This window comes from Luteibacter sp. HAY1-4A, assembly GCF_056755355.1.
In genome coordinates, this window is sequence record NZ_JBNDHZ010000012.1 from 72,351 (window position 1) to 91,832 (window position 19,482).

A 19,482-nucleotide genomic window follows, 5' to 3' on the forward strand; every position below is an offset into this window, starting at 1 on the left:
CCTGTGACCGCATCGAAAATCATCCCCCTGAGCGAACTCACGGCCTTGGTCGATGACGGCAGCTCCATCGCCCTCGGCGGCAGCTTCCTCCACCGAGGCCCTTTCGCCTTCGTGCGCGAGTTGATCCGTCAAGAAAAGCGGCGCCTCGAGATCATCAAGCAATCGCCCGGCTACGACATCGATATCCTCTGCCGCGCTGGTTGTGTATCGCGCACTCGTGCCGGCATCGTGGCGATGGAAGGTAACTTCGGGCTGGCGCCCTACTACCGCCGCGCCATCGAGCAACAACAGGTCGAACTGGAAGAACACGCTTGCGCCAGCCTCACCGCCGGCCTGCGCGCGTCCGCTTTCGGGGTGCCATTCCAGCCCTGCGGCGGACTGCATGGCTCGGCACTCGTCGAACTCAACGGGTGGCAAAAAATCGTCGATCCTTACGGCACCGGTGAGGAGACCTATGTCATCCCGCGGATCACCCCGGACTTCGCGGTGATCCACGCCAACGAAGTGAGCCCGGAAGGCGATGTGCGCGTGTACGGCACGTCGCACTGGGACCGGATCATGACGCGCGCGGCCAAGCGCGTGCTGGTGATCGCCGAGAGCGTCGCCACCAGCGAATCGTTTGCGAAGCAGCCCGAGCTGACCTTGGTTCCGCACTTCCTGGTGGAAGCGATCGCGGTAGTACCCAGGGGTGCCTGGCCAGGATCGTGCTGGCCGCATTACGAGGTCGACTACCCTGCCGTGGAAGCCTATCTACCCGCGGGCGACGACGTACTCGCCGCTCATCTTGCCGCCGCCCCGGAAGCCAAGGAGGCCGTCCATGCGTGAGACCTGGACACCGTTCTCCTTCATCGTGACCAACCTGGCACGCTTCATTCGTCCCCACGAGATCACCTTCAGCGGCGTGAACTCGACGCTGCCTATGCTGGCCTGCCTGCTGGCCAAGCGCGCGTACGATTTCGAGTTCACCTATATCAATGTGGCCGGCGGGGTCGATCCACGGCCGTCGTCGATTCCCATCTCCAGCTCGGATCCGGTCCTGGCCGAGGGATCGCAGTCGATCTTCGCCAACGAGGATTTCTACGACCTGTGCACGCGCGGCCGCATGGACCTGTGCTTCCTCGGCGCCGCACAGGTCGACGGACTCGGGCAGACCAACGTGTCGAGCATCGGCGACTGGCACAAGCCAAAGGTCCGCCTGCCCGGCGGAGGTGGCGGTGCGGTGATGTTACCCACGGCCCGCCGCGCGGTGACCTGGCGAACCGAACATTCGCGCCGAACGATGGTTGAGAAGCTCGATTTCCTCACCGCGGCGGGCGGCATGCATGGCGTGGTGACGCCCATCGCCGTATTCGGCAAGCGTAATGGACGGCTTGCGCTGCAATCGTGGCATCCGGACAGCTCGCTCGAAGAAGTACGCGCACGCACCGGTTTCGCCTTCGATGCCGACGGCGCCGTTGCCTGCGAGCCACCGTCCGAGCGCGAGCGCGACGGCTTGCGCTCACTGGACCCGGCCGGCACGTTCGAGCGGGACGCGGGAGTCGTGCTTCGCCCGGAGGCGGCGGCATGAGCGCCACTTCACTTTCTTCGGTGCTCCATGAGGCCCTGCAGGAACATGCGGCCGCCCACCGATGCGCCTTCCTCGTCGGGGAGGAGAAGGTCGGCTACGACGACCTCGCCGGGCGCATCGAACAGTTCGCCACCGGCTTCGCCGCGCATCGCCTGCCCCGCGGCGCCTTCGTCGGCATCGCCTCGGCGAAGACCGTGGACTGCGTCGCTGCTTTTTTCGGCGCCATGCGCGCGGGCCTGTGTCCCACGGTGATGGAGGCTCGTATCGCGCCCGAGGAAGTGGCTGCCCGCATGGGTGCCGTTGGCATGCGCTTGCTGGCCTGCGACGATATCGAAGCCGCGGGCGATCTCGCCTCGGCCCTGGATGGCATCGATGCTTCGGTCGTAGCGCTGTCGGCGCTCGCCATCGACGGACGCTTCGAAGCGCCTCGCTTATCTACGAACGACCGCGCGCTGCTGCTGTTCACTTCCGGGAGCACCGGTCGGCCCAAGGGCGTGGTCCTGTCCCACGGGAATCTGCTTGCCAACGCCCGCGGCGTCATCGAACACACGCAGCTGAGCGAGGCGGACCGGTTGCTGCACATCATGCCGCTGCACCACACCAACGGCATCAACAACCAGTTGGTGGCACCGCTGCTGGCGGGTGCGGGAATCGCGCTGGTCGAGCGCTTTCGCGCCGACGACATCGTCGGCTGCCTGCGGCAGTTCGAGCCGACCTATGTGACGGGCGTGCCGACGATGTATTCGCGCATGCTTTCCAGGTTGGAGCCGGGTGAACGTTTCCCTTCGCTGCGCTTCCTGCGCTGCGGTTCCGCGCCGATCACCCCGGCGCTGCACGAGGCCATAGAGGACGCCTTCGGCGTGCCACTCATCGTTTCGTATGGACTGTCGGAAGCGACCTGCACCACGACGATGAATCCGCCGCGTGCGCGCAAGATCGGCAGCATCGGCACCGTGCTCGAAGGCCAGGAACTGGCACTGTTCCGGCCGGGTAGCGACGAGCGCGTCGCACCGGGAGAGGATGGGGAGATCCGCATTCGTGGGCCGGTCTTGATGCAGGGCTACGTCGGTGCGGAAGTCGAGTCGCCGATCATCGACGGCTGGCTGCGCACCGGCGACCTCGGTCGTTTCGACGACGAGGGCTACGTGACAATCACCGGCCGGATCAAGGACGTGATCATCCGTGGCGGCGAAAACCTGTCGCCTGGGCTCATCGAAAATCAACTCGAGAAACATCCATCCGTGAAGGAATGCTGCGTGGTCGGCGTGCCGGATGCAGACCTGGGTGAAGTGCCGGTCGCTTTCGTCGTCGCACAGCCGGGCAGCACCATCGAAACGGATTCCCTCCAGCAACATATCAGGCAAGTGCTGTCGCGCACCTACGTGCCCTCCCAGATCCATGTGCTGACGACACTGCCGACAGGAAGCCTGGGCAAGGTAGACCGGAACGCTTTGAAGCGCATGGCGGCGGGTCACTAAGCAGGCGCAGGAAAGGGTCCTTACGGAAGTCGGGGACGCCGCCGGATGCATCGGTTCAGTCGAGTGCCAGCCTTGGTAATGCGTGAAGAACGCAAATAAAGGGCGGCTTTGCCCTCGCCGCACTCATGTAATATCATTTGTTGCATGAGACGCGACAGCAGACTTTCCTCCGTGCTCCATGTGCTTCTCCACATGGCGTACAGCGATCGTGCCCTCACCTCCGTGGAGCTTGCCGGGTACCTCGGAACGAATGCCGTGGTCGTTCGGCGGGTGCTGGGCAGCTTGCGGGCGCTCGGCTACGTCGATGCCATCAAGGGTCACGGTGGCGGCTGGTCCATCACATGCGATCTGCGTCAGGTCACGCTGCACGACATCTATCGCGCCGTGGGGTCACCTGCCGTCTTTGCCATGGGAAATCGCGTCGACCAGCCCGAATGCCTGGTGGAGCAGGCGGTAAACATGGCGTTGGACACCGCCTTCCAGGAAGCGGAGGCGTTACTGGTCGCACGCCTATCCGGCGTGACGCTGGCCGACCTGTCGGCGGATTTCAACCGCCGCCTCTCCCAATTGCGAGGCACTGCGGTCCATGAGCATTGAATCTTCTCCTTTCGACGTCGTCATCATCGGCGGCAGCTATGCCGGCATGTCGGCAGCGATGCAGCTGGCACGCGCGCGCCGCCGCATCCTGGTGGTGGACGGAGGTATGCGCCGCAACCGATTCGCCGCTACCTCGCATGGTTTTCTCGGCCAGGACGGACGCGCGCCGGATGCCATAGCCGCGGAAGGCAAGCGGCAGCTACTGGCCTATCCGACCGTGCAATGGCTGGATGGCGAGGCCGTGCAGGCCACGCAGGCACCGGATGGATTTGCCGTGCGAACGAAAGCCGGACAGCTTGTGCGGACGCGCCTGCTCGTCCTGGCCACGGGCGTCGTGGACGACCTTCCCGAGGTGCCGGGCCTGGCCGAACGCTGGGGAAAACACATCTTCCACTGCCCGTATTGTCACGGCTACGAGCTTGGCCAAGGGAACATCGGCGTGCTGGCGGTTAGCCCGGTGTCCCTGCACCAAGCCATGATGCTGCCGGACTGGGGCACGGTCACACTGTTTACGAATGGCGCCATCGAACTGGACGAGGCACAGCGCCAGGCCTTGGCCGCACGCGGCGTGACGATCGAGCTTGAGCGTGTGGGGGGCATCATCGATGCCGCTACCGTCTTGTTGGCCGATGGCCGGCGCGTCGTGACGGATGGCTTGTTCACGGCCTCGCGCACCCGTGTGTCCAGCCCTGTTGCCGAGCAACTGGGATGCCGCTTCGAGGAAAGCCCCATCGGAACCTACATCCAGACCGACGCCCTGAAGGCCACTTCGGTCCAAGGTGTCTTTGCGTGCGGCGACGCCGCGCGCATGGCCGGCAGCGTGGCTTTCGCCGTCGGCGACGGCGTGCAGGCGGGCGTCGCTGCGCATCAGGCGCTGCTGCACGGATGAGCAGCGCCAGGGTGCGCTGCTCGGCATTGCTACACAAATCAAACCTGCGCCATGCCCCCGTCTACCGGCAACTCCGCCCCGGTGATATAGCTGCTCTGATCGCTGGCGAGAAACAGTGCAGCCGAAGCCACTTCCTCCGCACGCCCCATGCGGCCGAGCGGAATTAGCGTCATCAGCGTCGCGCGCACCTCGTCCGACGTCGCCGCCATCATGGCGGTGTCGATGGGTCCCGGCGCTACGACGTTGACGCGGATCTTGCGGGACGCAAGCTCGTTGGCCCAAGTCCGCGCGAACGAGCGCACCGCGGCCTTGGTTGCCCCGTAGACGCCATAGCCCTTGGTGCCGATGGCGTCGGCGATCGAGCCCACCAGCACGATCGAACCACCATCCGGCATGATCGCGGTCGCAGCCTTCGCGGCGAACAGCAGCGAACGCACGTTGAGGTCGAAGGTCCGGCCGAAATGATCCTCGCTGACATCGTCGAGGGTCGCGAACTCGGAGATGCCGGCGTTGACGGCGAGCACGTCCACCCGCCCTGCCTCGCTGCTCACCGTCTCGAAGAAGGCGGCCAGCGCCGTCAGATCGGATGCATCGACGCGACGCGCCCGCAGCCTTCCGGATCCAAGCTCGACATCCCCCTCTTCGGCACGACGACTGGTGGCGTAAACAGTGGCACCTTCCGCCGCGAACCGCTCTGCGATGGCCCCGCCGATGCCGCCATGCCCGCCAACCACAACGGCGATTTTTCCTGAAAGTCTGCTCATACGTCCTCACATGAATGGTGATGACGAACAAGGTATCATCCGTATATCTAATCACAAGAACGCACCGGGTGGTGCCTAGATATCGGGGCGTATATCTATGCCGAAGAAGGTGCTCGACCTGCCGCTGGATGTCACCGCGACGCGGCCCATCCTCGAACAGATCGCCAACAAGTGGACGGTGCTGATCCTGAGCGTGCTCTGCACGCAGCCGGCGCGATTCAACAGCCTGAAGCGCCGGCTCGACGGCATCACCCACAAGGCGTTGGCCGACGCATTGAAGCGACTGGAGCGCAATGGCCTCATCAGCCGCAAAGTCCTGCCAACGCAGCCGGTCGGCGTGGAGTACACGATTACCGATCTTGGCTGCTCGCTGCGCGAGCCCTTCGCCGCCCTCTACAACTGGTCGCTCGCCAACGGCTCCGCGCTGGAAAGAGCGCAATCTGCGTATGACGCATCGAGAAAGGATGGAGGATTGGAGGAGGAGATTTAGCGATTCGCATCCGCCCATCTCGTGCAGATCGCTCAGATGCCGATGCGACTACTCAGGAGCCGGCACCGCCGCCGGTCGCGCGCTCAATACCGAGCGCGCCGGTCCGATTGGTCGTGGGCCTACAGACGCTCACCGAAGCAGGTTGACTTTCGCAAGATCGACAAGCTCACCGCCCCGCCCATCAAGCACCGCCTTGAGCATGAACATCCCGAACTTATTACGAATGGCTCCATCGAACTGGACGAGGCACAGCGCCGGGCCGTTTCGCGGCGGGCTGCCTCGGCCTGGTGGCCGTCGAGGCGAAGCCCCAGCGACGGCTATCCTATTAAGTGCGTCGCCACTGGGCTTTTCCATATCGCGGTAAGGCCTTGCAAGCGGTATCGACTGCGCCAGTGTTAGCGGACAGGCGTACCCACACGTTCTGGTTGCAGCAGTCGCCAGAAGACATAGCCTGTAATAGCGCCAAATATGGCGGCAACGATGGAAAACCCCAGAAACGGCATCCACGTCGCAGAAGTGCTTATCGAGATCCCGTCCCCAAAGGTCCCCCACCATAGCGCGATGGACGCTGACAGGGCGCATGCGATTCCGACTAGGCAGAGTACCCAAGCCGATTGAACCCGACGAACCAACAAGTACAGCGGAATTCCGGGGAATATCGTCGCGCAATAGCTCACAGGAAGAACGATCATGCATGTCCAAAGCCCCTCGCCTAACTTACCCGTGGCCAGAGAGATCAGCATCACGATGGCCGACGGCACGATCGGCGCGACGGCAAATGCGGTGAGGAGACGACGTTTGAGCGGATCTGGTTGCATTGACCTATTCCTGATTCCGGTGACAACCTATGGCCTTATGAAGTGAACAAGACACCATGACCCACTCCATTGCTCCGCTCCCCCAGCTTCACGACGGCCTCCTCGATGGCTTCCTGGTGAAAGGCGAGGAAGTAAGACTCTTCGTACGAAGTGAGCCCGGAAAGCCTTTTACCTTGACCCTTTCGGGTGTGAAACGGTTCAACGTCGATGGCTTTGCCGAGGGAAACATCATCCTTGACTGAGGTGTCGGCAAGTCCCGAGATACCGACGGATGTTCTTGTCGCACTCAACCATGGCGGAGCGCGCGATAAGGAACTCGAACAATTGCGGGCGCTAGTTGCCACGAAGAGCTATCAGGTGTTCTCAATGACGCCAAGCTACGGCGCCACTGTTGTCGCCTTAATAAAAAGTTTGTCCGTAAGCGAAGGTACGTCCATAGTCTGAGAGCATCGACCCAGGGATACCCTGGGTCGATGAGCAAATCCAACGCCTTAACGAATCAAATTAACCTTAGCAAGATCGACAAGCTCAGCCCCGCGCCCATCAAGCACCGCCTTGAGCATGAACATCCCGAACTTATAAGACTCATCGAAGTTCTTGACAGGCGGAAGCACAAGCTCCTGCCGAGCCGATACCACATCAAGCAATGCCGGACCATCATGGTTGAGAATCTCCTCGACCGCCGCCTTCAGGTCATCTGGCTTCTCCACGCGAATGGCCTTGATCCCCATGGCAGACGCCATCGCGGCAAAGTTCGGATTCTTGAGATCGACACCGACATCGAGGAAGCCTGACGCCTTCATCTCCATCTCGACGAACCCCAGCGTGCCGTTGTTGAGCACGATGACTTTCACCGGCAAGTCGTTCTGGATGAGACTGACGAATTCGCCCATCATCATGGTGAAGCCGCCATCGCCGGATAAGGAGATCACCTGGCGGTCCGGGAAGGCTGCCTGGGCGCCGATAGCCTGAAGCATGGCGTTGGCCATGGAACCGTGATTGAAGGAGCCGAGTAGCCGGCGTTGCCCGTTCATGCGCAGGTAGCGCGCCGCCCAGGCGACCGGCGTGCCCACGTCGCACGAGAAGATGGCGTCTTCCTTCGCGAGATCGCTCACGACATGCGTCAGGTACTGCGGGTGGATGATGTGGCCGCCCGGGCGACTCTCCGCGAGCGCATCCAGGTCCGCCCGTGCGCGCTGGTAATCCTTCGTGGCGGCGTCGAGGTAACGGGTGTCGCTCTTGTCGTCGATGAGCGGCAGCAGCGCCCGCAGCGTTTCGTCCACTGAACCAAGCACCCCAAGCTCCAGGGCACAACGGTTGCCGAGCGCTTCGGCACGCACGTCGATCTGGACGATGCGCGCATTCTCGGGATAGAACTGTCGGTAAGGGAAGTCGGTCCCGAGCAGCAGCAAGGTATCGCATGCCTTGATGGCCTTGTAACCGGAAGCGAAACCGAGGAGGCCTGTCATGCCGACATCGTGCGGATTGTCGTATTCGACGTATTCCTTTCCGCGCAGCGAATGGACAATGGGTGCCTTGAGCTTGCCGGCGAGTGCCATGATTTCGGCATGGGCCCCGGCGGTTCCCGCCCCGCAGAACAGCGTGACGCGCGAACCTTCGTTGAGGATGTCCGCCATCCTGCGCAAGTCGCCCTGGTTGGGGCGAAGAACCGGTTCGGACGGAACCAGCCAGCGCGGCACCGTCGCGGAGAGACGCTGAAGAGCGATGTCGCCGGAAAGGACGACGACAGCCACGCCTTTCCTTGCAACGGCCGCGCGCATGGCACGGTGCAGTACCTGGGGCAGATGGTCGGGGTGGTTCACCAGTTCGACGTAGTGGCTGCACTCCTTGAACAGAAGCTCCGGATGAGTGGCCTGGAAGTAGTCGATGCCGATTTCCGTGCTCGGAATATGCGCGGCGATGGCGAGTACGGGCACCCGGCTACGATGCGCATCGAACAGTCCATTGATGAGATGGAGGTTGCCCGGTCCGCAGCTTCCTGCGCACACCGCAAGTTTCCCCGTGAGGTGGGCTTCGGCGCCAGCGGCAAACGCGGCACTCTCCTCGTGCCGCATGTGCACCCATTCGATGGTTTCCAGGCGGCGCAGCGAATCGGTGAATCCGTTGAGGGAATCGCCTACGACACCATAAATCCGTTCCACACCGGCCGAAGCCAGGGTTTCTGCCATGTAATCCGCGGCGGTTCTGCTCATCGTCGTTTCCCTTGGTAAGAATGTGAGGAAAGTCTGCGCGCTTGCAGAAGGCCATCCTATCCGCCACGCGGGGATGCATACTTGGACGACGCGCCAGCCAGCCGGCTTGCCGCAGCAGAATTCTTCAAGCCGCGACTGGCCCAATTCGCAAACGATGCAGGTGTAAGCGCCCGGCGCCGCCCGGACCGGAATAGGGGACAAGGCAGCCGTCGGGACCCGAGCAGATCCATCGTGTCCGCCCCACAAGGAGACCTCCATGACCGTCTTGCGCATCAACGGGGAGGACCACAATGTCGATGTCCCGCCCGACATGCCCCTCCTCTGGGTCCTCCGCGACGTCATCGGGCTGACCGGAACCAAGTTCGGCTGCGGCATCGCCCAGTGCGGCGCGTGCACGGTGCACCTTGCCGGGAAGCCCGTACGGTCGTGCCAGCTGCCGGTTTCGGCCATCGGTACGAACGAGGTGACCACCATCGAGGCCATCGGCGGCACGCCCGAAGGCAAGCGCGTCCAGGATGCATGGCTCGCGCTGGACGTCGTCCAGTGCGGCTACTGCCAGTCTGGACAGATCATGTCCGCCGCCGCGCTGCTCGCGCAGAAGCCGCAACCCACCGATGCCGATATCGATGCCGCCATGAGCGGCAACATCTGCCGGTGCGGCACCTATGTGCGTATCCGGGAGGGCATCCACCAGGCGGCCAGCGGCCGTCCGCTCGGGCTGCAGGTCATCGTCGACGGGGCACAGTCATGAGCACGCGCGATCACGACATCGTAGACACCGGCCGCCGCGCCGCGCTGAAGCTGACCGGTGGCGGCCTCGCCGTGGCCTTCCTCTGGAGCGCGGGCATGGGCCCCGCCATGACCACGATGAGCGCGCGGCGGCAGGCAGCGGATGCGAGTGCGGCGGCAGCCGACGGCAATCCGCCGTTCGCTCCCAATGCGTTCGTGCGCATCGACGGCGATGGGGCGGTCCGCCTCGTCATGCCTTCGGTGGAAATGGGCCAGGCGATCTATACGGGCATCGCCATGATGCTCGCCGAGGAACTCGGGATCGGCCTGGACCAGGTCGCGATCGAACATGCGCCGCCCAGCGACGAGCTTTATGGCGTGGTGCTCCTCGGCGGTATCCAGGCCACCGGTGGTTCGACGAGCACGCGCAGCCAATGGCAGGTGCTCCGCGAAGCAGGCGCCGTCGCGCGCGAGATGCTCGTCCGTGCCGCATCCGCTCGCTGGAAGGCGGAAGCAAGCGACTGCACGGTGGCGCGTGGCGTCATCACACACACTCCCTCGGGGCGCACCTTGCCGTTCGGCGCCGTAGCCGAGGCCGCCGGGCAGTTGCCGCCGCCGGAAAAGGTGACGCTGAAGGCACGCGCGGACTACACCCTCATCGGCAAGCCGATCCGGCGCGTCGATTCGCCCGACAAGGTAAACGGCAAGACCCAGTTCGGCATCGACGTCCGCGTGCCGGGGATGAAAGTCGCGGCGGTGCGCACCTCCCCGGAACTTGCCGGGCGGCTCGGCGACGTGGACGAACGCGCGGCGCGCGCCATCCCCGGTGTCGTCGACGTCGTCCGGCTGGACAACGCGGTGGCCGTCGTCGGCGAGCATTACTGGGCCGCCTCGCAGGGCCTTGCCGCGCTCGACATCACCTGGCTGCATGGCGTCAACGAACACCTCGACAACGCCGCCCTCATCCGTGACCTTCGGGCGAAGTCGGCCTCGGGCCCCGCGATCGTGGCACGCAAGGCCACCCGGGACGCGCCTGCCGCGGGCATGCGGCTGGAGTCGGAATTCGTCTCGCCCATGATGGCCCATGCGCCCATGGAGCCCCTCAACGCCACGGTGCATGTCACGCCGGGCAAATGCGAAATCTGGACCGGCTCGCAGGTGCCGGCCCGCTGCGTGGCCGAAGCGGCCCGCATCTGCGGCATCGCCGCGGACAGCGTCACCTTCCACAACCAATACCTCGGAGGCGGCTTCGGCCGCCGGCTGGAAACGGACCAGGTCGAGCAGGCCATCGCCTTCGCGAAGCAGGTCCCCTACCCGCTGAAGGTGATCTGGAGCCGCGAGGAGGACATCCGCAACGACCGCGTGCGCCCGCTCTACTTCGACCGCATCTCCGCCACGCTGGGCACCGATGGGAAGCCTGCCGCGTGGCACCACCGCATCACCAGCGGCACCGTCCTCGGCCGCTGGCTGCCCGGTGCCATGGGCAAGGACGGCATGGACAGCGATGCCATCGAGTCCGCCGCCGACCTACCCTACGACCTCGACAATGCCCAGGTGGAATGGGTGCGCCACGACATGCCGCCGGGGTTGATCACCGGATGGTGGCGGGGTGTCGGACCGACGCACAACATTTTCATCGTCGAGAGCTTCGTCGACGAGCTTGCCCGCGCCGCGGGCAAGGATCCCGTGGCCTATCGGCAATCGATGATGAAGCCCGGTTCGCGGCCGCGCGGGGTACTCGACGCCGTGGCGAAGCAGATCCAATGGGGGGCCTCGCTTCCGCCGCGTGTCGGTCGTGGCATCGCCGTGGCCTCACCCTTCGGTAGCCACGTGTGCCTGGCCGTGGAAGTGGAAGTGACGCCGCAAGGCGTGGTCCGGATGCGCCGGGCGGTGGCCGCCATCGACAACGGCATCACCATCAACCCGAGCTCGGTAAAGGCGCAGATCGAAGGTGGCGTGCTGTTCGGCCTCAGCGCGGCCATGTTCAGCGGCATCACCATCGAAGGTGGCACCGTCCAGCAGAGCAACTTCCACGACTACCGGATCCTGCGCATCAACGAGGCACCCGCCGTAGAGGTTCACCTCATCGAAAGCGACGAGGCGCCCGGTGGCATCGGCGAGGTCGGTACCGCCATTGCCGCCCCTGCCCTGGCCAACGCCATCTTCGCCGCGACGGGTATCCGTCTACGCGAACTGCCCGTGACGCGAACATCGCTCGCCGCGTCGAAGGACGCGGAAGACAAGGTCGCGTCCACGGGCCCCCGTGTGGAGGATCTCGCATGAAGAAGCGATGGAAACGTGTGCTCATCGCCCTGCCCGTGCTCGCCGTGATCGGTATCGGCGCCTATGTGTGGCTCAATCGCTCCGACCCCGCCGATGGAAGCGCACCATCGCTCGAGGGCGCGCCTCCGTCGAGCGACCCCGTCGCTCGTGGCGAATACCTTGCCAAGGCCGCCGACTGCATCGCCTGCCATGTCACGCCCGGCGGCAAGCCCTTTGCCGGTGGCCTCGCCTTCAAGCTGCCGTTCGGCACGATCTATTCGTCCAACATCACGCCGGATCCGGACACGGGCATCGGCCGCTACACCGACGACGAGTTCGTGCGCGCCGTGCGCGAGGGCATCCGCAGGGACGGCAAGCACCTGTATCCCGCCTTCCCGTACACGTCGTATACGGAGATGAGCCGCGCGGACGTCCTTGCCATCAAGGCATACCTCTTCACCTTGCCCAAGGTCAGCCAGCCCAATAGGAAAAACGAGATCGGCTTCCCGTTCAACCAGCGCTGGGCGATGGGCTTCTGGAACGCGGCCTTCTTCCGCAGCCATCGCTTCGAACCGGACGCCAACCGCTCCGAGGCCTGGAACAGGGGCGCCTATCTTGCCGGTGCCCTTGCCCACTGCGGCGAATGCCACACGCCACGCAACATCGGCTTCGCGATGAGCAAGGGGTCGCTGTTGGCGGGTGAAACGGTGAACGGATGGCGTGCCTGGAACATCACCTCCGACGCCACACACGGCATCGGCGCCTGGCCTGACGCGGCAGTCGCGCAATACCTGTCCACCGGACACGCGGATGGGCGGGGTTCGGCCGGAGGCCCGATGGCAGAGGCGGTCGACCACAGTTTCCAGTACATGAACGCAGACGACATCTCCGCGCTGGTGACCTGGCTGCGAACCGTTCCGGCGAAGGAAGGCAAGGATCCGGTCGTGGCCGATGCGAGCGCCCCGACCCTGCGCGCGTCGACGGACCTGCTGCCGGGAACGGACCCCGCCGCGGGCGACATGGGAAGCCAGCTCTTCGCGGGCGCATGCGCCAGCTGCCACCAGTGGAATGGCCCGGGTCGGCAGACGCCCCAGGCGGGCCTTGCCGGCATTCGGGCGGTCAACGACCCATCGGGCACGAACGTCGTCGGCATCATCCTGCAAGGCGTATCCATGCGTGTGCGCGACCAGGACGTCTACATGCCCGCTTTCGCACAGACGTTCAACGATGCGGAAGTAGCGGCGCTTGCCAACTACGTGGTCCACCACTTCGGTGGCAAGGCAGGCACGGTGACACCGGCCGACGTGGCAAAACGGCGCGCGCAATGAGCGCGCCGTGAGCGTTGCCCGGACATCGCGATGACTCGCGTTGCCGGGCGAGCTGGCATCAGGCGGGCACGTAGGTCAGTCTGATCACATCGCCGCTGAACGCATCGGTGGCGGCCAGCTTCAAGCGCCCGCGCGGTCCGGCGAAATACTTCTTTCCCTGGCCCATCACGACGGGGTGGACATAGAGCCGGTACTCGTCGATCAGCCCGAGGTCGGTCAGGCCTTGCGCCAGGGTTGGCCCGGCCACTTCGATCGTTCCGTCGAGCTCCGCCTTGAGGCGACGCACCGTCGCTTCCAGGTCGTCCGCGACGAGGGATGCGTTGGGTCCCACTGAATCCAACGAACGCGACACCACCCACTTCGGCTGGCCTCGCCACGCCTGCGCGTATTCCCGTTCGGCGGCGTTCCACTCCGGCCGTTCGTCATCCCAGTAACGCATGACCTCGTACATGCGGCGACCGTAGAGGCTGCCGGCCAGGCCCCGCACGTCCTCAATGAAATGCCGGAACAGTGCCGCGTCGGGCGCGAACGCGTCATGGTCGACGTAGCCGTCCAGGGATTGGTTCATCGCGAAAACGAGCTTCGCCATGACAAGCCTCCATCGCATTGGACTACGCGGTGATGGGAGTGACATTCGCTCCGTCGGGGACGGAGCGAATGATCCGGCAACGGTTTTACCTCAACCAAAGGAAGCGATGACCTCCGCCTTGCGCTCTTCCATCCGCGCGCCGAGCTCGGCCAGCTCTTCCTTCGAAAGCAGTTCCTTCGCGTCCTTGAACATTTCCTTCTCTTCCTCGTCCGCGTGGTGCTCGATGAGTTCCTTCAGCACCTTCGCCCTGCCCGAGAACTCCACGCTGGAAGGATCGGTGCCGAGCAGGTCGGGAAGCACGAGGTCTTCGGCGGCACGGTGTTCCTCGAGCGCCTCGAAGTACATCTTCGCTTCGGCCTTGCGCCCGGCTTCCTTGAACGCGGGATAGAAGATTTCTTCTTCGATCGTGGTATGCGCTTTCAGGTTGACCTGGATCTCCTGCAGCAGGGCAGCACGCTTTTTCGTGGCGCGCTCGCTGGTTTCTTCCAGTTGCGAGAGCAGCTCCTTGACGAGCTTGTGATCGGTCTTGAGCAGCTTGATGGCATCCATCGGCGGGTTCCTGGCAGTGGCTGGGTGCCCTACCTTCGACTGCCGACCGTGAATTTCCTGCGAGAGAAACGGCACGTCATCGCATCCGTTTCGCCACGCCATTGCCGATGGACCGCTCGCGCATCACTGTTCTTCGGGCGGCTGCCAAAGCTCGATCTTGTTCCCCTCGGGATCGATCACCCAACCGAACTGTCCATAGTCCGAGTCGGGTGACTTCTCGAGCACGTTGCACCCCTCTTCGCGCAGCGCCTCAAGCAGCGCGTCCAGGTTTTCCACGCGGTAATTGATCATGAAGGGTGAGGCGCCAGCCGGGAACTGTTCGCCGCCCTCCGCGCCGATCGACCAGATGGTCATGCCCTTTCCAGCGTTGTCGCCGTCGGACCAGGGGAACATCGCGCCGCCCCAGTCCTGCACGTCGATGCCGAGGTGGCGCTTGTACCAGTCGCGCAGGGCGGCCGGGTCTTTCGCCTTGAAGAAGATCCCACCGATGCCGGTAACTCGCTTCATCCGTTTCTCCCTGGCCTCGCACGACGGGGCGCGGCAGGCCGGACTATCGGCGCTCCGCCCGGCCATGGTCAATAAGAACGATTCCAAAAAAAACCCCGCGCGGATGCGCGGGGTTTTCCTGGAACCTGCAAAGAACGTGGAAGCGGTCAGGCGGCGATTTCGACGCCTGACGCCTGGGCGCCTTTCGGGCCCGTGGTCACTTCGAACTTCACACGCTGGCCTTCCTGGAGACTACGGAACCCCTTGGAATTGATCGCAGAAAAGTGGACGAACACGTCCTCCCCACCGTCCTCGGGCGCGATGAAACCGAAACCCTTGGCGTCGTTGAACCACTTGACCGTACCGAAACGCATTGCGGAAACCTCTGGACATGGACTGGAAGCACCCGGATGGCGAGGCGTTCCCCATGGATCCCCTTGGCCTGCCCCCGCGGCGCAGCGGAAGTATCATCATGTTTCCAGGTAAAGCGCAACTGGGATTCTTTCCGAGATCAACCTGTCAGCAGTAACCGACCCAGGATGGGGGGCACGTTCGTGGTCGCCGCGGCGAGGTGGGCGAAGATTTCCTCGATGCTGATCTCGGCTTCGTCCCCGGCGCCGGCCGCGAAATTCGCGACCAGTGCGAGGCAGGCGAATTCGAGATCCAGCTCGCGGGCCAGCACCGCTTCGGGCATGCCCGTCATGCCGACGAGATCGCAGCCATCGCGCTTCATACGCGCAATTTCGGCACGGGTTTCAAGCCGCGGACCCTGGGTTACCCCATGCACGCCACCGTCGATAATGGCCAGCCCTTCCGCCCTGGCGGCGGTGAGGATCGCCTGTCGCAGGCTCTCGGAATACGGCTCGCTGAAGTCGATGTGCCGCACTTCGGCGCCTTCCACGTCGTTGAAGCTGGTGTAGCGGCCGTGGGTGTAATCGATGATCTGGTCCGGCACCACGAGCGTGCGCGGGCCCATGTCGTCGCGGATGCCGCCAACGGCGTTGACCGCCACGACCCGGCGCGCGCCCAGCGAATGAAGTGCCCACAGGTTGGCCCGGTAGTTCACCCGGTGCGGGGGCACGGTGTGGCTCTCGCCATGGCGGGCCAGGAAGGCCAGCCGCTTGCCGCGGAAGCGACCGGTGACGACGTCGCCCGAGGCGGCGCCGAACGGCGTCTCGACGGTGTGGCGCTCGCTGTCTTCGAGCCCCTCGAACGCGTAAAGGCCGCTGCCGCCGATGACGGCAAGGTCGATGCTCATCGGGTCAGTCCTTCAGCGCGTAGATGCCCGGCAGGTTGCGGGCGTGTTCGTTGTAGTCCATGCCGTAACCGAAGACATAGCGGTCCGGTACGTCCACGCCGTTGAAGTCGGCCGAGATGCCGTGGGCACGGCGGCCATGCACCTTGGTGCAGAGCACGGCCAGCAGTACGCGATCCGCACCCATGTCGAGGCAGGCGTCGCGCACGGCCTTCAGGGTGTGGCCTTCGTCGAGGATGTCGTCCACCAGGAGCACGGTGCGCCCCTGCAACGGAACCTCCGGCCGGCGCAGCCAATGCAGGTCGCTGCCACTGGTCTGGCCGCGGTAACGCGTGGCGTGCGCGTAGTCGAACTCGAGGTCCGTGCGGATCGACAGGGCGAGCTGCCCCGCGAAGATCAGGGCACCGTGCATCACGGTGAGGAACACGGGGCGTTCGCCGGCGAGCGCGTGATCGATCTCGCGGCCCATGCGGGCGATCTCGATGTCGAGCTGCTCGTGGCCGAACAGGAGGTCCGCGCTGGCCAGCGCTTCTTCGTACGGGACGGATGTCATGGGTGGCTCAAGGCTCCAGGGCGGTCACGCGTGCGATGAATCGCTCGCGCTGGGGGTTGTCTGCAAGTCCTTCCCAGGTCGAACCGATCGCACCGCGCAGTGGCGCGATGCGATCGGGCGGCGAAGGGCTGCGACCGGCGACTGCGGCGATCGCCTCGGGAACGACGTCGGGGAAACAGGCGAGCACCAGATCGCAACCGGCGTCGAGATGGGCGGCGGCGCGCTCGGCGATGCCGCCGACGCTGCCTGCCGCGGCCATGCTGATGTCGTCGCCGAACACGCAGCCGCGGAAGCCGAGTTCGCCGCGCAGCACGTCCTCGATCCACACGCGCGAGTAACCGGCGGGGCGATCGTCCACGGCCGGATACGTCACGTGCGCGGCCATGACGGCCTCGGCGTGTGCTTCCATGCCCGCCAGGAAGGGAAGCAGATCGTTGGCGAAAATCTCGTCCTTGCCGCGCGGGTCGACCGCGGACGACAGGTGCGTGTCCTCGAGCACCGACCCGTGCCCGGGGAAGTGTTTCAGTACGGCCGCCATGCCGCCCAGGTGCATGCCACGCACATAGGCCTGCACCAGCTCGGCCGCCACTGCCGGATCGGCGTGGAAGGCGCGGTTGCCGATCGCGCGGCTGCCGCGATCGAGGTCGGCGACGGGCGCGAAGCTGAAGTCCACGCCGATGGCGCGCATTTCGCTCGCCATGATCCAGGCATGTTCCTCGGCGCGGTTCACCGCTTCCACCGGATCGGTGTCATAGAGCCGGCCGATGGCCGCGACGGGCGGCAGCCGGGTGAAACCATCGCGGAATCGCTGCACGCGGCCGCCTTCCTGGTCGACGCATACGAGGAAGTCTTCGCCGGCGACTTCGCGTATCGATTCGATCAGCGCGGACACCTGCCGGCGCGAGGCGAAATTGCGGGAAAACAGGATGGTGCCCGATACGCCCGGCGCGGTAAGCCAGGCGCGTTCGTGCTTGGCGAGTTCCGTGCCGGCAAGGCCGACGATCAGCATGCGGTGTCTCCCTTCCCTTCCCGTTCCGCGGCCGACCATTGCGCGAACGGCCGGTCGACAAGGTTCACGTTGTAATAGCGCGACTGCTCGCTCACCTCGATGCCGAGCCATTCCGGCTTCGGATAAGGCGCATCCGCCGACGGAAGTTCCACTTCGGCCACGATCAGTCCGGCGTTGTCGCCGAGGAATTCGTCGATCTCGAAATGGGCACCGTCGAGCATGACGTGGTGCCGGATCTTTTCCAGCACGCCATCGGACAGTTCATGCAGCAGGTGTTCGGCATCCGCATACGGAATCGGATATTCGAACTCGTGGCGCTCGACACCCAGGGTGGCCGACTTGATGTTGAGCCAGCCCTTGTCACCGGACAGGCGCACCCGGACGGAGCACTTCGCATGACCCGCGGCGATCGCCGCACCGGCCACCAGGTAACCCTGTGCGATCCGCTCGCTGCGCTCAACCAGATTGCGCCAGCCATCGCCGGCGAGGAGGAACTTGCGTTCGATTTCGACGCCCATGCGCTTCCCGTTCCGTCAGCCGCGCTCGAACAGCGCGATGGATTCGACGTGCGCAGTGTGGGGGAACATGTCCATCACACCGGCGGACACGAGCCGGAACCCGTGCTTCCCGACGAGGATACCCGCATCGCGCGCCAGCGAACCCGGATGGCACGACACGTACACGATGCGGTTGGTGCCCTTGCGCGGAAGGTATTCAAGCACCTTGTCCGCGCCGGCGCGCGGCGGGTCCAGAAGGATCTTGTCCCATGCCTGCGTGGCCCAGGGCTCATTGCGCTGGTCGTCGAAGAGGTTGGCGACGCGGAACGTGGCGTTGCCCAGACCGTTGCGCGCGGCGTTCGCCGCCGCGCGTTCCACGAGTCCGTGCTCGCCTTCCACACCGACCACCTCGGCCGCGTGGCGGGCAATGGGAAGGGTGAAGTTGCCGAGGCCGCAGAACAGGTCCAGCACGCGATCACCCGGCTGCAGGTCGAGCAGCTCGAGGGTGCGCGCAAGCATGCGCTGGTTCATGCCGGCGTTGACCTGCACGAAGTCGAGCGGCAGGAAGTCTAGTTCCACGTTCTCCGCCGGAACGGCGAACGAGAGCCGCGGCGTCTCCGGCCACAGCGCATGCACGCTGCTGTGGTTGCCCGGTTGCAGGTAGATGGCCAGCCCGTGCGCCTTGCCGAACTCGGTCAATGCGGCGCGATCGCGCTCCGACAGCGGCGACAGGTGGCGGAAAACGAGGGCGACGGTGTCGTCACCCGCGGCGAACTCCACCTGGGGAATATCGCGCGCCGCGTCGAGGCCGCCGATGAGCGTGGCGAGCAGCCCCACCTTCGGGCCGAGTGCCGGATGGATGACCTCGCACACCTCGATATCGGCCACGAAGCGCGGGTTCGATTCCTCGCGGAAACCCACCAGCACGCGTTCTTTCTTCGCCACGTACCGCACGGAAAAACGGCCCTTCCGGCGATAGCCCCAGGCCTGATCGACCAGCGGCGGCAGCCAGGTTTCCGGCGTGACCTTGCCGATGCGCTCGAAGTTTTCCGCGAGCACGCGCTGCTTGGCGGCGATCTGTGCCGCCGGCGCCAGGTGTTGCAGCGAACAGCCGCTGCATTGGCCGAAATGCCGGCACACCGGTTCCACGCGCTCGGGCGAGGCCTCGAGGATGCGGACGACTTCGGCATCGTCGTAGTTGCGATGGCGCTTGCGGTACTTCAGCAGCACGCGCTCGCCCGGCAGGGCGCCGGAGACGAAGGTGGCCTTGTTGTCGATGCGGGCGACGCCCCGGCCGTCGTGGCTGAGGTCGGTGATGGTGGCTTCGAATTCGGTCATGCGCTCAAAAACGTGATGCGGGAAGCGGGGGGGGGGGGGGGGGGGGGGGGGGGGGGGGCGCGCCACAGCCC

The 19,482-nt window shown here is 64.9% G+C and carries 22 protein-coding genes; 10 read left to right on the forward strand and 12 right to left on the reverse strand.

Annotated elements, in window-relative coordinates:
- Positions 1–3 precede the first annotated feature (3 nt).
- The 5 genes from ACPYOD_RS05935 to ACPYOD_RS05955 all read left to right on the forward strand — a co-directional run bounded on the left by ACPYOD_RS05935 (position 4) and on the right by ACPYOD_RS05955 (position 4,531).
- The gene (locus ACPYOD_RS05935; RefSeq protein ID WP_481300810.1) at positions 4–825 is read left to right on the forward strand and encodes a CoA transferase subunit A; all 822 of its coding nucleotides are present in this window, start codon (positions 4–6) and stop codon (positions 823–825) included.
- Positions 818–1,567: a CoA-transferase subunit beta gene (locus tag ACPYOD_RS05940; protein WP_481300811.1), complete on the forward strand. Its 750-nt coding sequence runs from the start codon at positions 818–820 to the stop codon at positions 1,565–1,567. Before ACPYOD_RS05935 ends, ACPYOD_RS05940 begins: the two co-directional genes overlap by 8 nt.
- Entirely contained in the window at positions 1,564–3,045 is a 1,482-nt protein-coding gene (locus ACPYOD_RS05945; RefSeq protein ID WP_481300812.1) for a class I adenylate-forming enzyme family protein, read from the forward strand. Before ACPYOD_RS05940 ends, ACPYOD_RS05945 begins: the two co-directional genes overlap by 4 nt.
- A gap of 144 nt (positions 3,046–3,189) precedes the next feature.
- The gene (locus ACPYOD_RS05950) at positions 3,190–3,642 is read left to right on the forward strand and encodes an RrF2 family transcriptional regulator (RefSeq protein WP_481300813.1); all 453 of its coding nucleotides are present in this window, start codon (positions 3,190–3,192) and stop codon (positions 3,640–3,642) included.
- The gene (locus tag ACPYOD_RS05955; protein WP_481300814.1) at positions 3,632–4,531 is read left to right on the forward strand and encodes an NAD(P)/FAD-dependent oxidoreductase; all 900 of its coding nucleotides are present in this window, start codon (positions 3,632–3,634) and stop codon (positions 4,529–4,531) included. Before ACPYOD_RS05950 ends, ACPYOD_RS05955 begins: the two co-directional genes overlap by 11 nt.
- A 38-nt stretch (positions 4,532–4,569) precedes the next feature.
- Here ACPYOD_RS05955 and ACPYOD_RS05960 read toward each other — a convergent pair whose 3' ends face one another.
- Entirely contained in the window at positions 4,570–5,295 is a 726-nt protein-coding gene (locus tag ACPYOD_RS05960) for an SDR family NAD(P)-dependent oxidoreductase (RefSeq protein ID WP_481300815.1), read from the reverse strand.
- Positions 5,296–5,392: 97 nt separating this feature from the next.
- Between ACPYOD_RS05960 and ACPYOD_RS05965 the strand changes: the two genes are divergently transcribed.
- Positions 5,393–5,785, forward strand: coding sequence for a winged helix-turn-helix transcriptional regulator (locus tag ACPYOD_RS05965; protein ID WP_481300816.1), 393 nt, complete (start codon positions 5,393–5,395; stop codon positions 5,783–5,785).
- 395 nt (positions 5,786–6,180) lie between these two features.
- Here the strand turns inward: ACPYOD_RS05965 and ACPYOD_RS05970 are convergent, their stop codons facing one another.
- Positions 6,181–6,603 (reverse strand): hypothetical protein, encoded by a 423-nt coding sequence (locus ACPYOD_RS05970; protein WP_481300817.1) that lies wholly within the window; start codon positions 6,601–6,603, stop codon positions 6,181–6,183.
- A 56-nt stretch (positions 6,604–6,659) separates the two neighbouring features.
- Between ACPYOD_RS05970 and ACPYOD_RS05975 the strand changes: the two genes are divergently transcribed.
- Positions 6,660–6,845 (forward strand): hypothetical protein, encoded by a 186-nt coding sequence (locus ACPYOD_RS05975; RefSeq protein ID WP_481300818.1) that lies wholly within the window; start codon positions 6,660–6,662, stop codon positions 6,843–6,845.
- A gap of 249 nt (positions 6,846–7,094) precedes the next feature.
- Here the strand turns inward: ACPYOD_RS05975 and poxB are convergent, their stop codons facing one another.
- The gene (poxB, locus tag ACPYOD_RS05980) at positions 7,095–8,816 is read right to left on the reverse strand and encodes a ubiquinone-dependent pyruvate dehydrogenase (protein WP_481300830.1); all 1,722 of its coding nucleotides are present in this window, start codon (positions 8,814–8,816) and stop codon (positions 7,095–7,097) included.
- 256 nt (positions 8,817–9,072) lie between these two features.
- Here poxB and ACPYOD_RS05985 point away from each other — a divergent pair, with 256 nt between their 5' ends.
- From ACPYOD_RS05985 to ACPYOD_RS05995, 3 genes are read left to right on the forward strand one after another with little or no spacing between them, the layout of a single operon-like run.
- The gene (locus tag ACPYOD_RS05985) at positions 9,073–9,567 is read left to right on the forward strand and encodes a (2Fe-2S)-binding protein (RefSeq protein WP_481300819.1); all 495 of its coding nucleotides are present in this window, start codon (positions 9,073–9,075) and stop codon (positions 9,565–9,567) included.
- Positions 9,564–11,828 (forward strand): xanthine dehydrogenase family protein molybdopterin-binding subunit, encoded by a 2,265-nt coding sequence (locus ACPYOD_RS05990; protein WP_481300820.1) that lies wholly within the window; start codon positions 9,564–9,566, stop codon positions 11,826–11,828. Before ACPYOD_RS05985 ends, ACPYOD_RS05990 begins: the two co-directional genes overlap by 4 nt.
- Positions 11,825–13,135, forward strand: coding sequence for a c-type cytochrome (locus tag ACPYOD_RS05995; RefSeq protein WP_481300821.1), 1,311 nt, complete (start codon positions 11,825–11,827; stop codon positions 13,133–13,135). The genes ACPYOD_RS05990 and ACPYOD_RS05995 overlap by 4 nt, the downstream gene beginning before the upstream one ends.
- A 58-nt stretch (positions 13,136–13,193) precedes the next feature.
- Here the strand turns inward: ACPYOD_RS05995 and ACPYOD_RS06000 are convergent, their stop codons facing one another.
- The 9 genes from ACPYOD_RS06000 to rlmD form a co-directional block, all read right to left on the reverse strand.
- Positions 13,194–13,724: a dihydrofolate reductase family protein gene (locus ACPYOD_RS06000; RefSeq protein WP_481300822.1), complete on the reverse strand. Its 531-nt coding sequence runs from the start codon at positions 13,722–13,724 to the stop codon at positions 13,194–13,196.
- A 90-nt stretch (positions 13,725–13,814) separates the two neighbouring features.
- Positions 13,815–14,273 carry a hemerythrin domain-containing protein gene (locus ACPYOD_RS06005; protein ID WP_481300823.1) on the reverse strand — a complete coding sequence of 153 codons (459 nt, stop codon included), beginning with the start codon at positions 14,271–14,273 and terminating at the stop codon, positions 13,815–13,817.
- Between the two features lie 123 nt (positions 14,274–14,396).
- Entirely contained in the window at positions 14,397–14,780 is a 384-nt protein-coding gene (locus tag ACPYOD_RS06010; protein ID WP_481300824.1) for a VOC family protein, read from the reverse strand.
- Between the two features lie 146 nt (positions 14,781–14,926).
- Positions 14,927–15,133, reverse strand: a complete 207-nt coding sequence (locus tag ACPYOD_RS06015; protein ID WP_036117760.1) for a cold-shock protein — start codon at positions 15,131–15,133, stop codon at positions 14,927–14,929.
- 137 nt (positions 15,134–15,270) lie between these two features.
- Positions 15,271–16,017: an S-methyl-5'-thioinosine phosphorylase gene (locus ACPYOD_RS06020; protein WP_481300825.1), complete on the reverse strand. Its 747-nt coding sequence runs from the start codon at positions 16,015–16,017 to the stop codon at positions 15,271–15,273.
- A 4-nt stretch (positions 16,018–16,021) separates the two neighbouring features.
- Positions 16,022–16,567, reverse strand: coding sequence for a hypoxanthine-guanine phosphoribosyltransferase (locus ACPYOD_RS06025; RefSeq protein ID WP_481300826.1), 546 nt, complete (start codon positions 16,565–16,567; stop codon positions 16,022–16,024).
- Positions 16,568–16,574: 7 nt separating this feature from the next.
- Positions 16,575–17,576: a beta-N-acetylhexosaminidase gene (gene nagZ / locus ACPYOD_RS06030; protein WP_481300827.1), complete on the reverse strand. Its 1,002-nt coding sequence runs from the start codon at positions 17,574–17,576 to the stop codon at positions 16,575–16,577.
- Positions 17,570–18,094 carry a CYTH domain-containing protein gene (locus ACPYOD_RS06035; protein ID WP_481300828.1) on the reverse strand — a complete coding sequence of 175 codons (525 nt, stop codon included), beginning with the start codon at positions 18,092–18,094 and terminating at the stop codon, positions 17,570–17,572. Before ACPYOD_RS06035 ends, nagZ begins: the two co-directional genes overlap by 7 nt.
- Positions 18,095–18,109: 15 nt before the next feature.
- Positions 18,110–19,411 carry a 23S rRNA (uracil(1939)-C(5))-methyltransferase RlmD gene (gene rlmD / locus ACPYOD_RS06040; RefSeq protein WP_481300829.1) on the reverse strand — a complete coding sequence of 434 codons (1,302 nt, stop codon included), beginning with the start codon at positions 19,409–19,411 and terminating at the stop codon, positions 18,110–18,112.
- Positions 19,412–19,482 lie beyond the last annotated feature (71 nt).

Coding starts and splice junctions, on each gene's coding strand:
- ACPYOD_RS05975 (WP_481300818.1), top strand. CDS start 6,660: ATGACCCACTCCATTGCTCCGCTCCCCCAGCTTCACGACGGCCTCCTC.
- ACPYOD_RS06020 (WP_481300825.1), bottom strand. CDS start 16,017: ATGAGCATCGACCTTGCCGTCATCGGCGGCAGCGGCCTTTACGCGTTC.
- ACPYOD_RS06025 (WP_481300826.1), bottom strand. CDS start 16,567: ATGACATCCGTCCCGTACGAAGAAGCGCTGGCCAGCGCGGACCTCCTG.
- poxB (WP_481300830.1), bottom strand. CDS start 8,816: ATGAGCAGAACCGCCGCGGATTACATGGCAGAAACCCTGGCTTCGGCC.
- ACPYOD_RS05965 (WP_481300816.1), top strand. CDS start 5,393: ATGCCGAAGAAGGTGCTCGACCTGCCGCTGGATGTCACCGCGACGCGG.
- ACPYOD_RS05950 (WP_481300813.1), top strand. CDS start 3,190: ATGAGACGCGACAGCAGACTTTCCTCCGTGCTCCATGTGCTTCTCCAC.
- ACPYOD_RS05960 (WP_481300815.1), bottom strand. CDS start 5,295: ATGAGCAGACTTTCAGGAAAAATCGCCGTTGTGGTTGGCGGGCATGGC.
- ACPYOD_RS06005 (WP_481300823.1), bottom strand. CDS start 14,273: ATGGATGCCATCAAGCTGCTCAAGACCGATCACAAGCTCGTCAAGGAG.
- ACPYOD_RS06010 (WP_481300824.1), bottom strand. CDS start 14,780: ATGAAGCGAGTTACCGGCATCGGTGGGATCTTCTTCAAGGCGAAAGAC.
- nagZ (WP_481300827.1), bottom strand. CDS start 17,576: ATGCTGATCGTCGGCCTTGCCGGCACGGAACTCGCCAAGCACGAACGC.
- ACPYOD_RS05955 (WP_481300814.1), top strand. CDS start 3,632: ATGAGCATTGAATCTTCTCCTTTCGACGTCGTCATCATCGGCGGCAGC.
- ACPYOD_RS05995 (WP_481300821.1), top strand. CDS start 11,825: ATGAAGAAGCGATGGAAACGTGTGCTCATCGCCCTGCCCGTGCTCGCC.
- ACPYOD_RS05940 (WP_481300811.1), top strand. CDS start 818: ATGCGTGAGACCTGGACACCGTTCTCCTTCATCGTGACCAACCTGGCA.
- ACPYOD_RS05985 (WP_481300819.1), top strand. CDS start 9,073: ATGACCGTCTTGCGCATCAACGGGGAGGACCACAATGTCGATGTCCCG.
- ACPYOD_RS05945 (WP_481300812.1), top strand. CDS start 1,564: ATGAGCGCCACTTCACTTTCTTCGGTGCTCCATGAGGCCCTGCAGGAA.
- ACPYOD_RS05990 (WP_481300820.1), top strand. CDS start 9,564: ATGAGCACGCGCGATCACGACATCGTAGACACCGGCCGCCGCGCCGCG.
- ACPYOD_RS06035 (WP_481300828.1), bottom strand. CDS start 18,094: ATGGGCGTCGAAATCGAACGCAAGTTCCTCCTCGCCGGCGATGGCTGG.
- ACPYOD_RS06000 (WP_481300822.1), bottom strand. CDS start 13,724: ATGGCGAAGCTCGTTTTCGCGATGAACCAATCCCTGGACGGCTACGTC.
- rlmD (WP_481300829.1), bottom strand. CDS start 19,411: ATGACCGAATTCGAAGCCACCATCACCGACCTCAGCCACGACGGCCGG.
- ACPYOD_RS05970 (WP_481300817.1), bottom strand. CDS start 6,603: ATGCAACCAGATCCGCTCAAACGTCGTCTCCTCACCGCATTTGCCGTC.
- ACPYOD_RS06015 (WP_036117760.1), bottom strand. CDS start 15,133: ATGCGTTTCGGTACGGTCAAGTGGTTCAACGACGCCAAGGGTTTCGGT.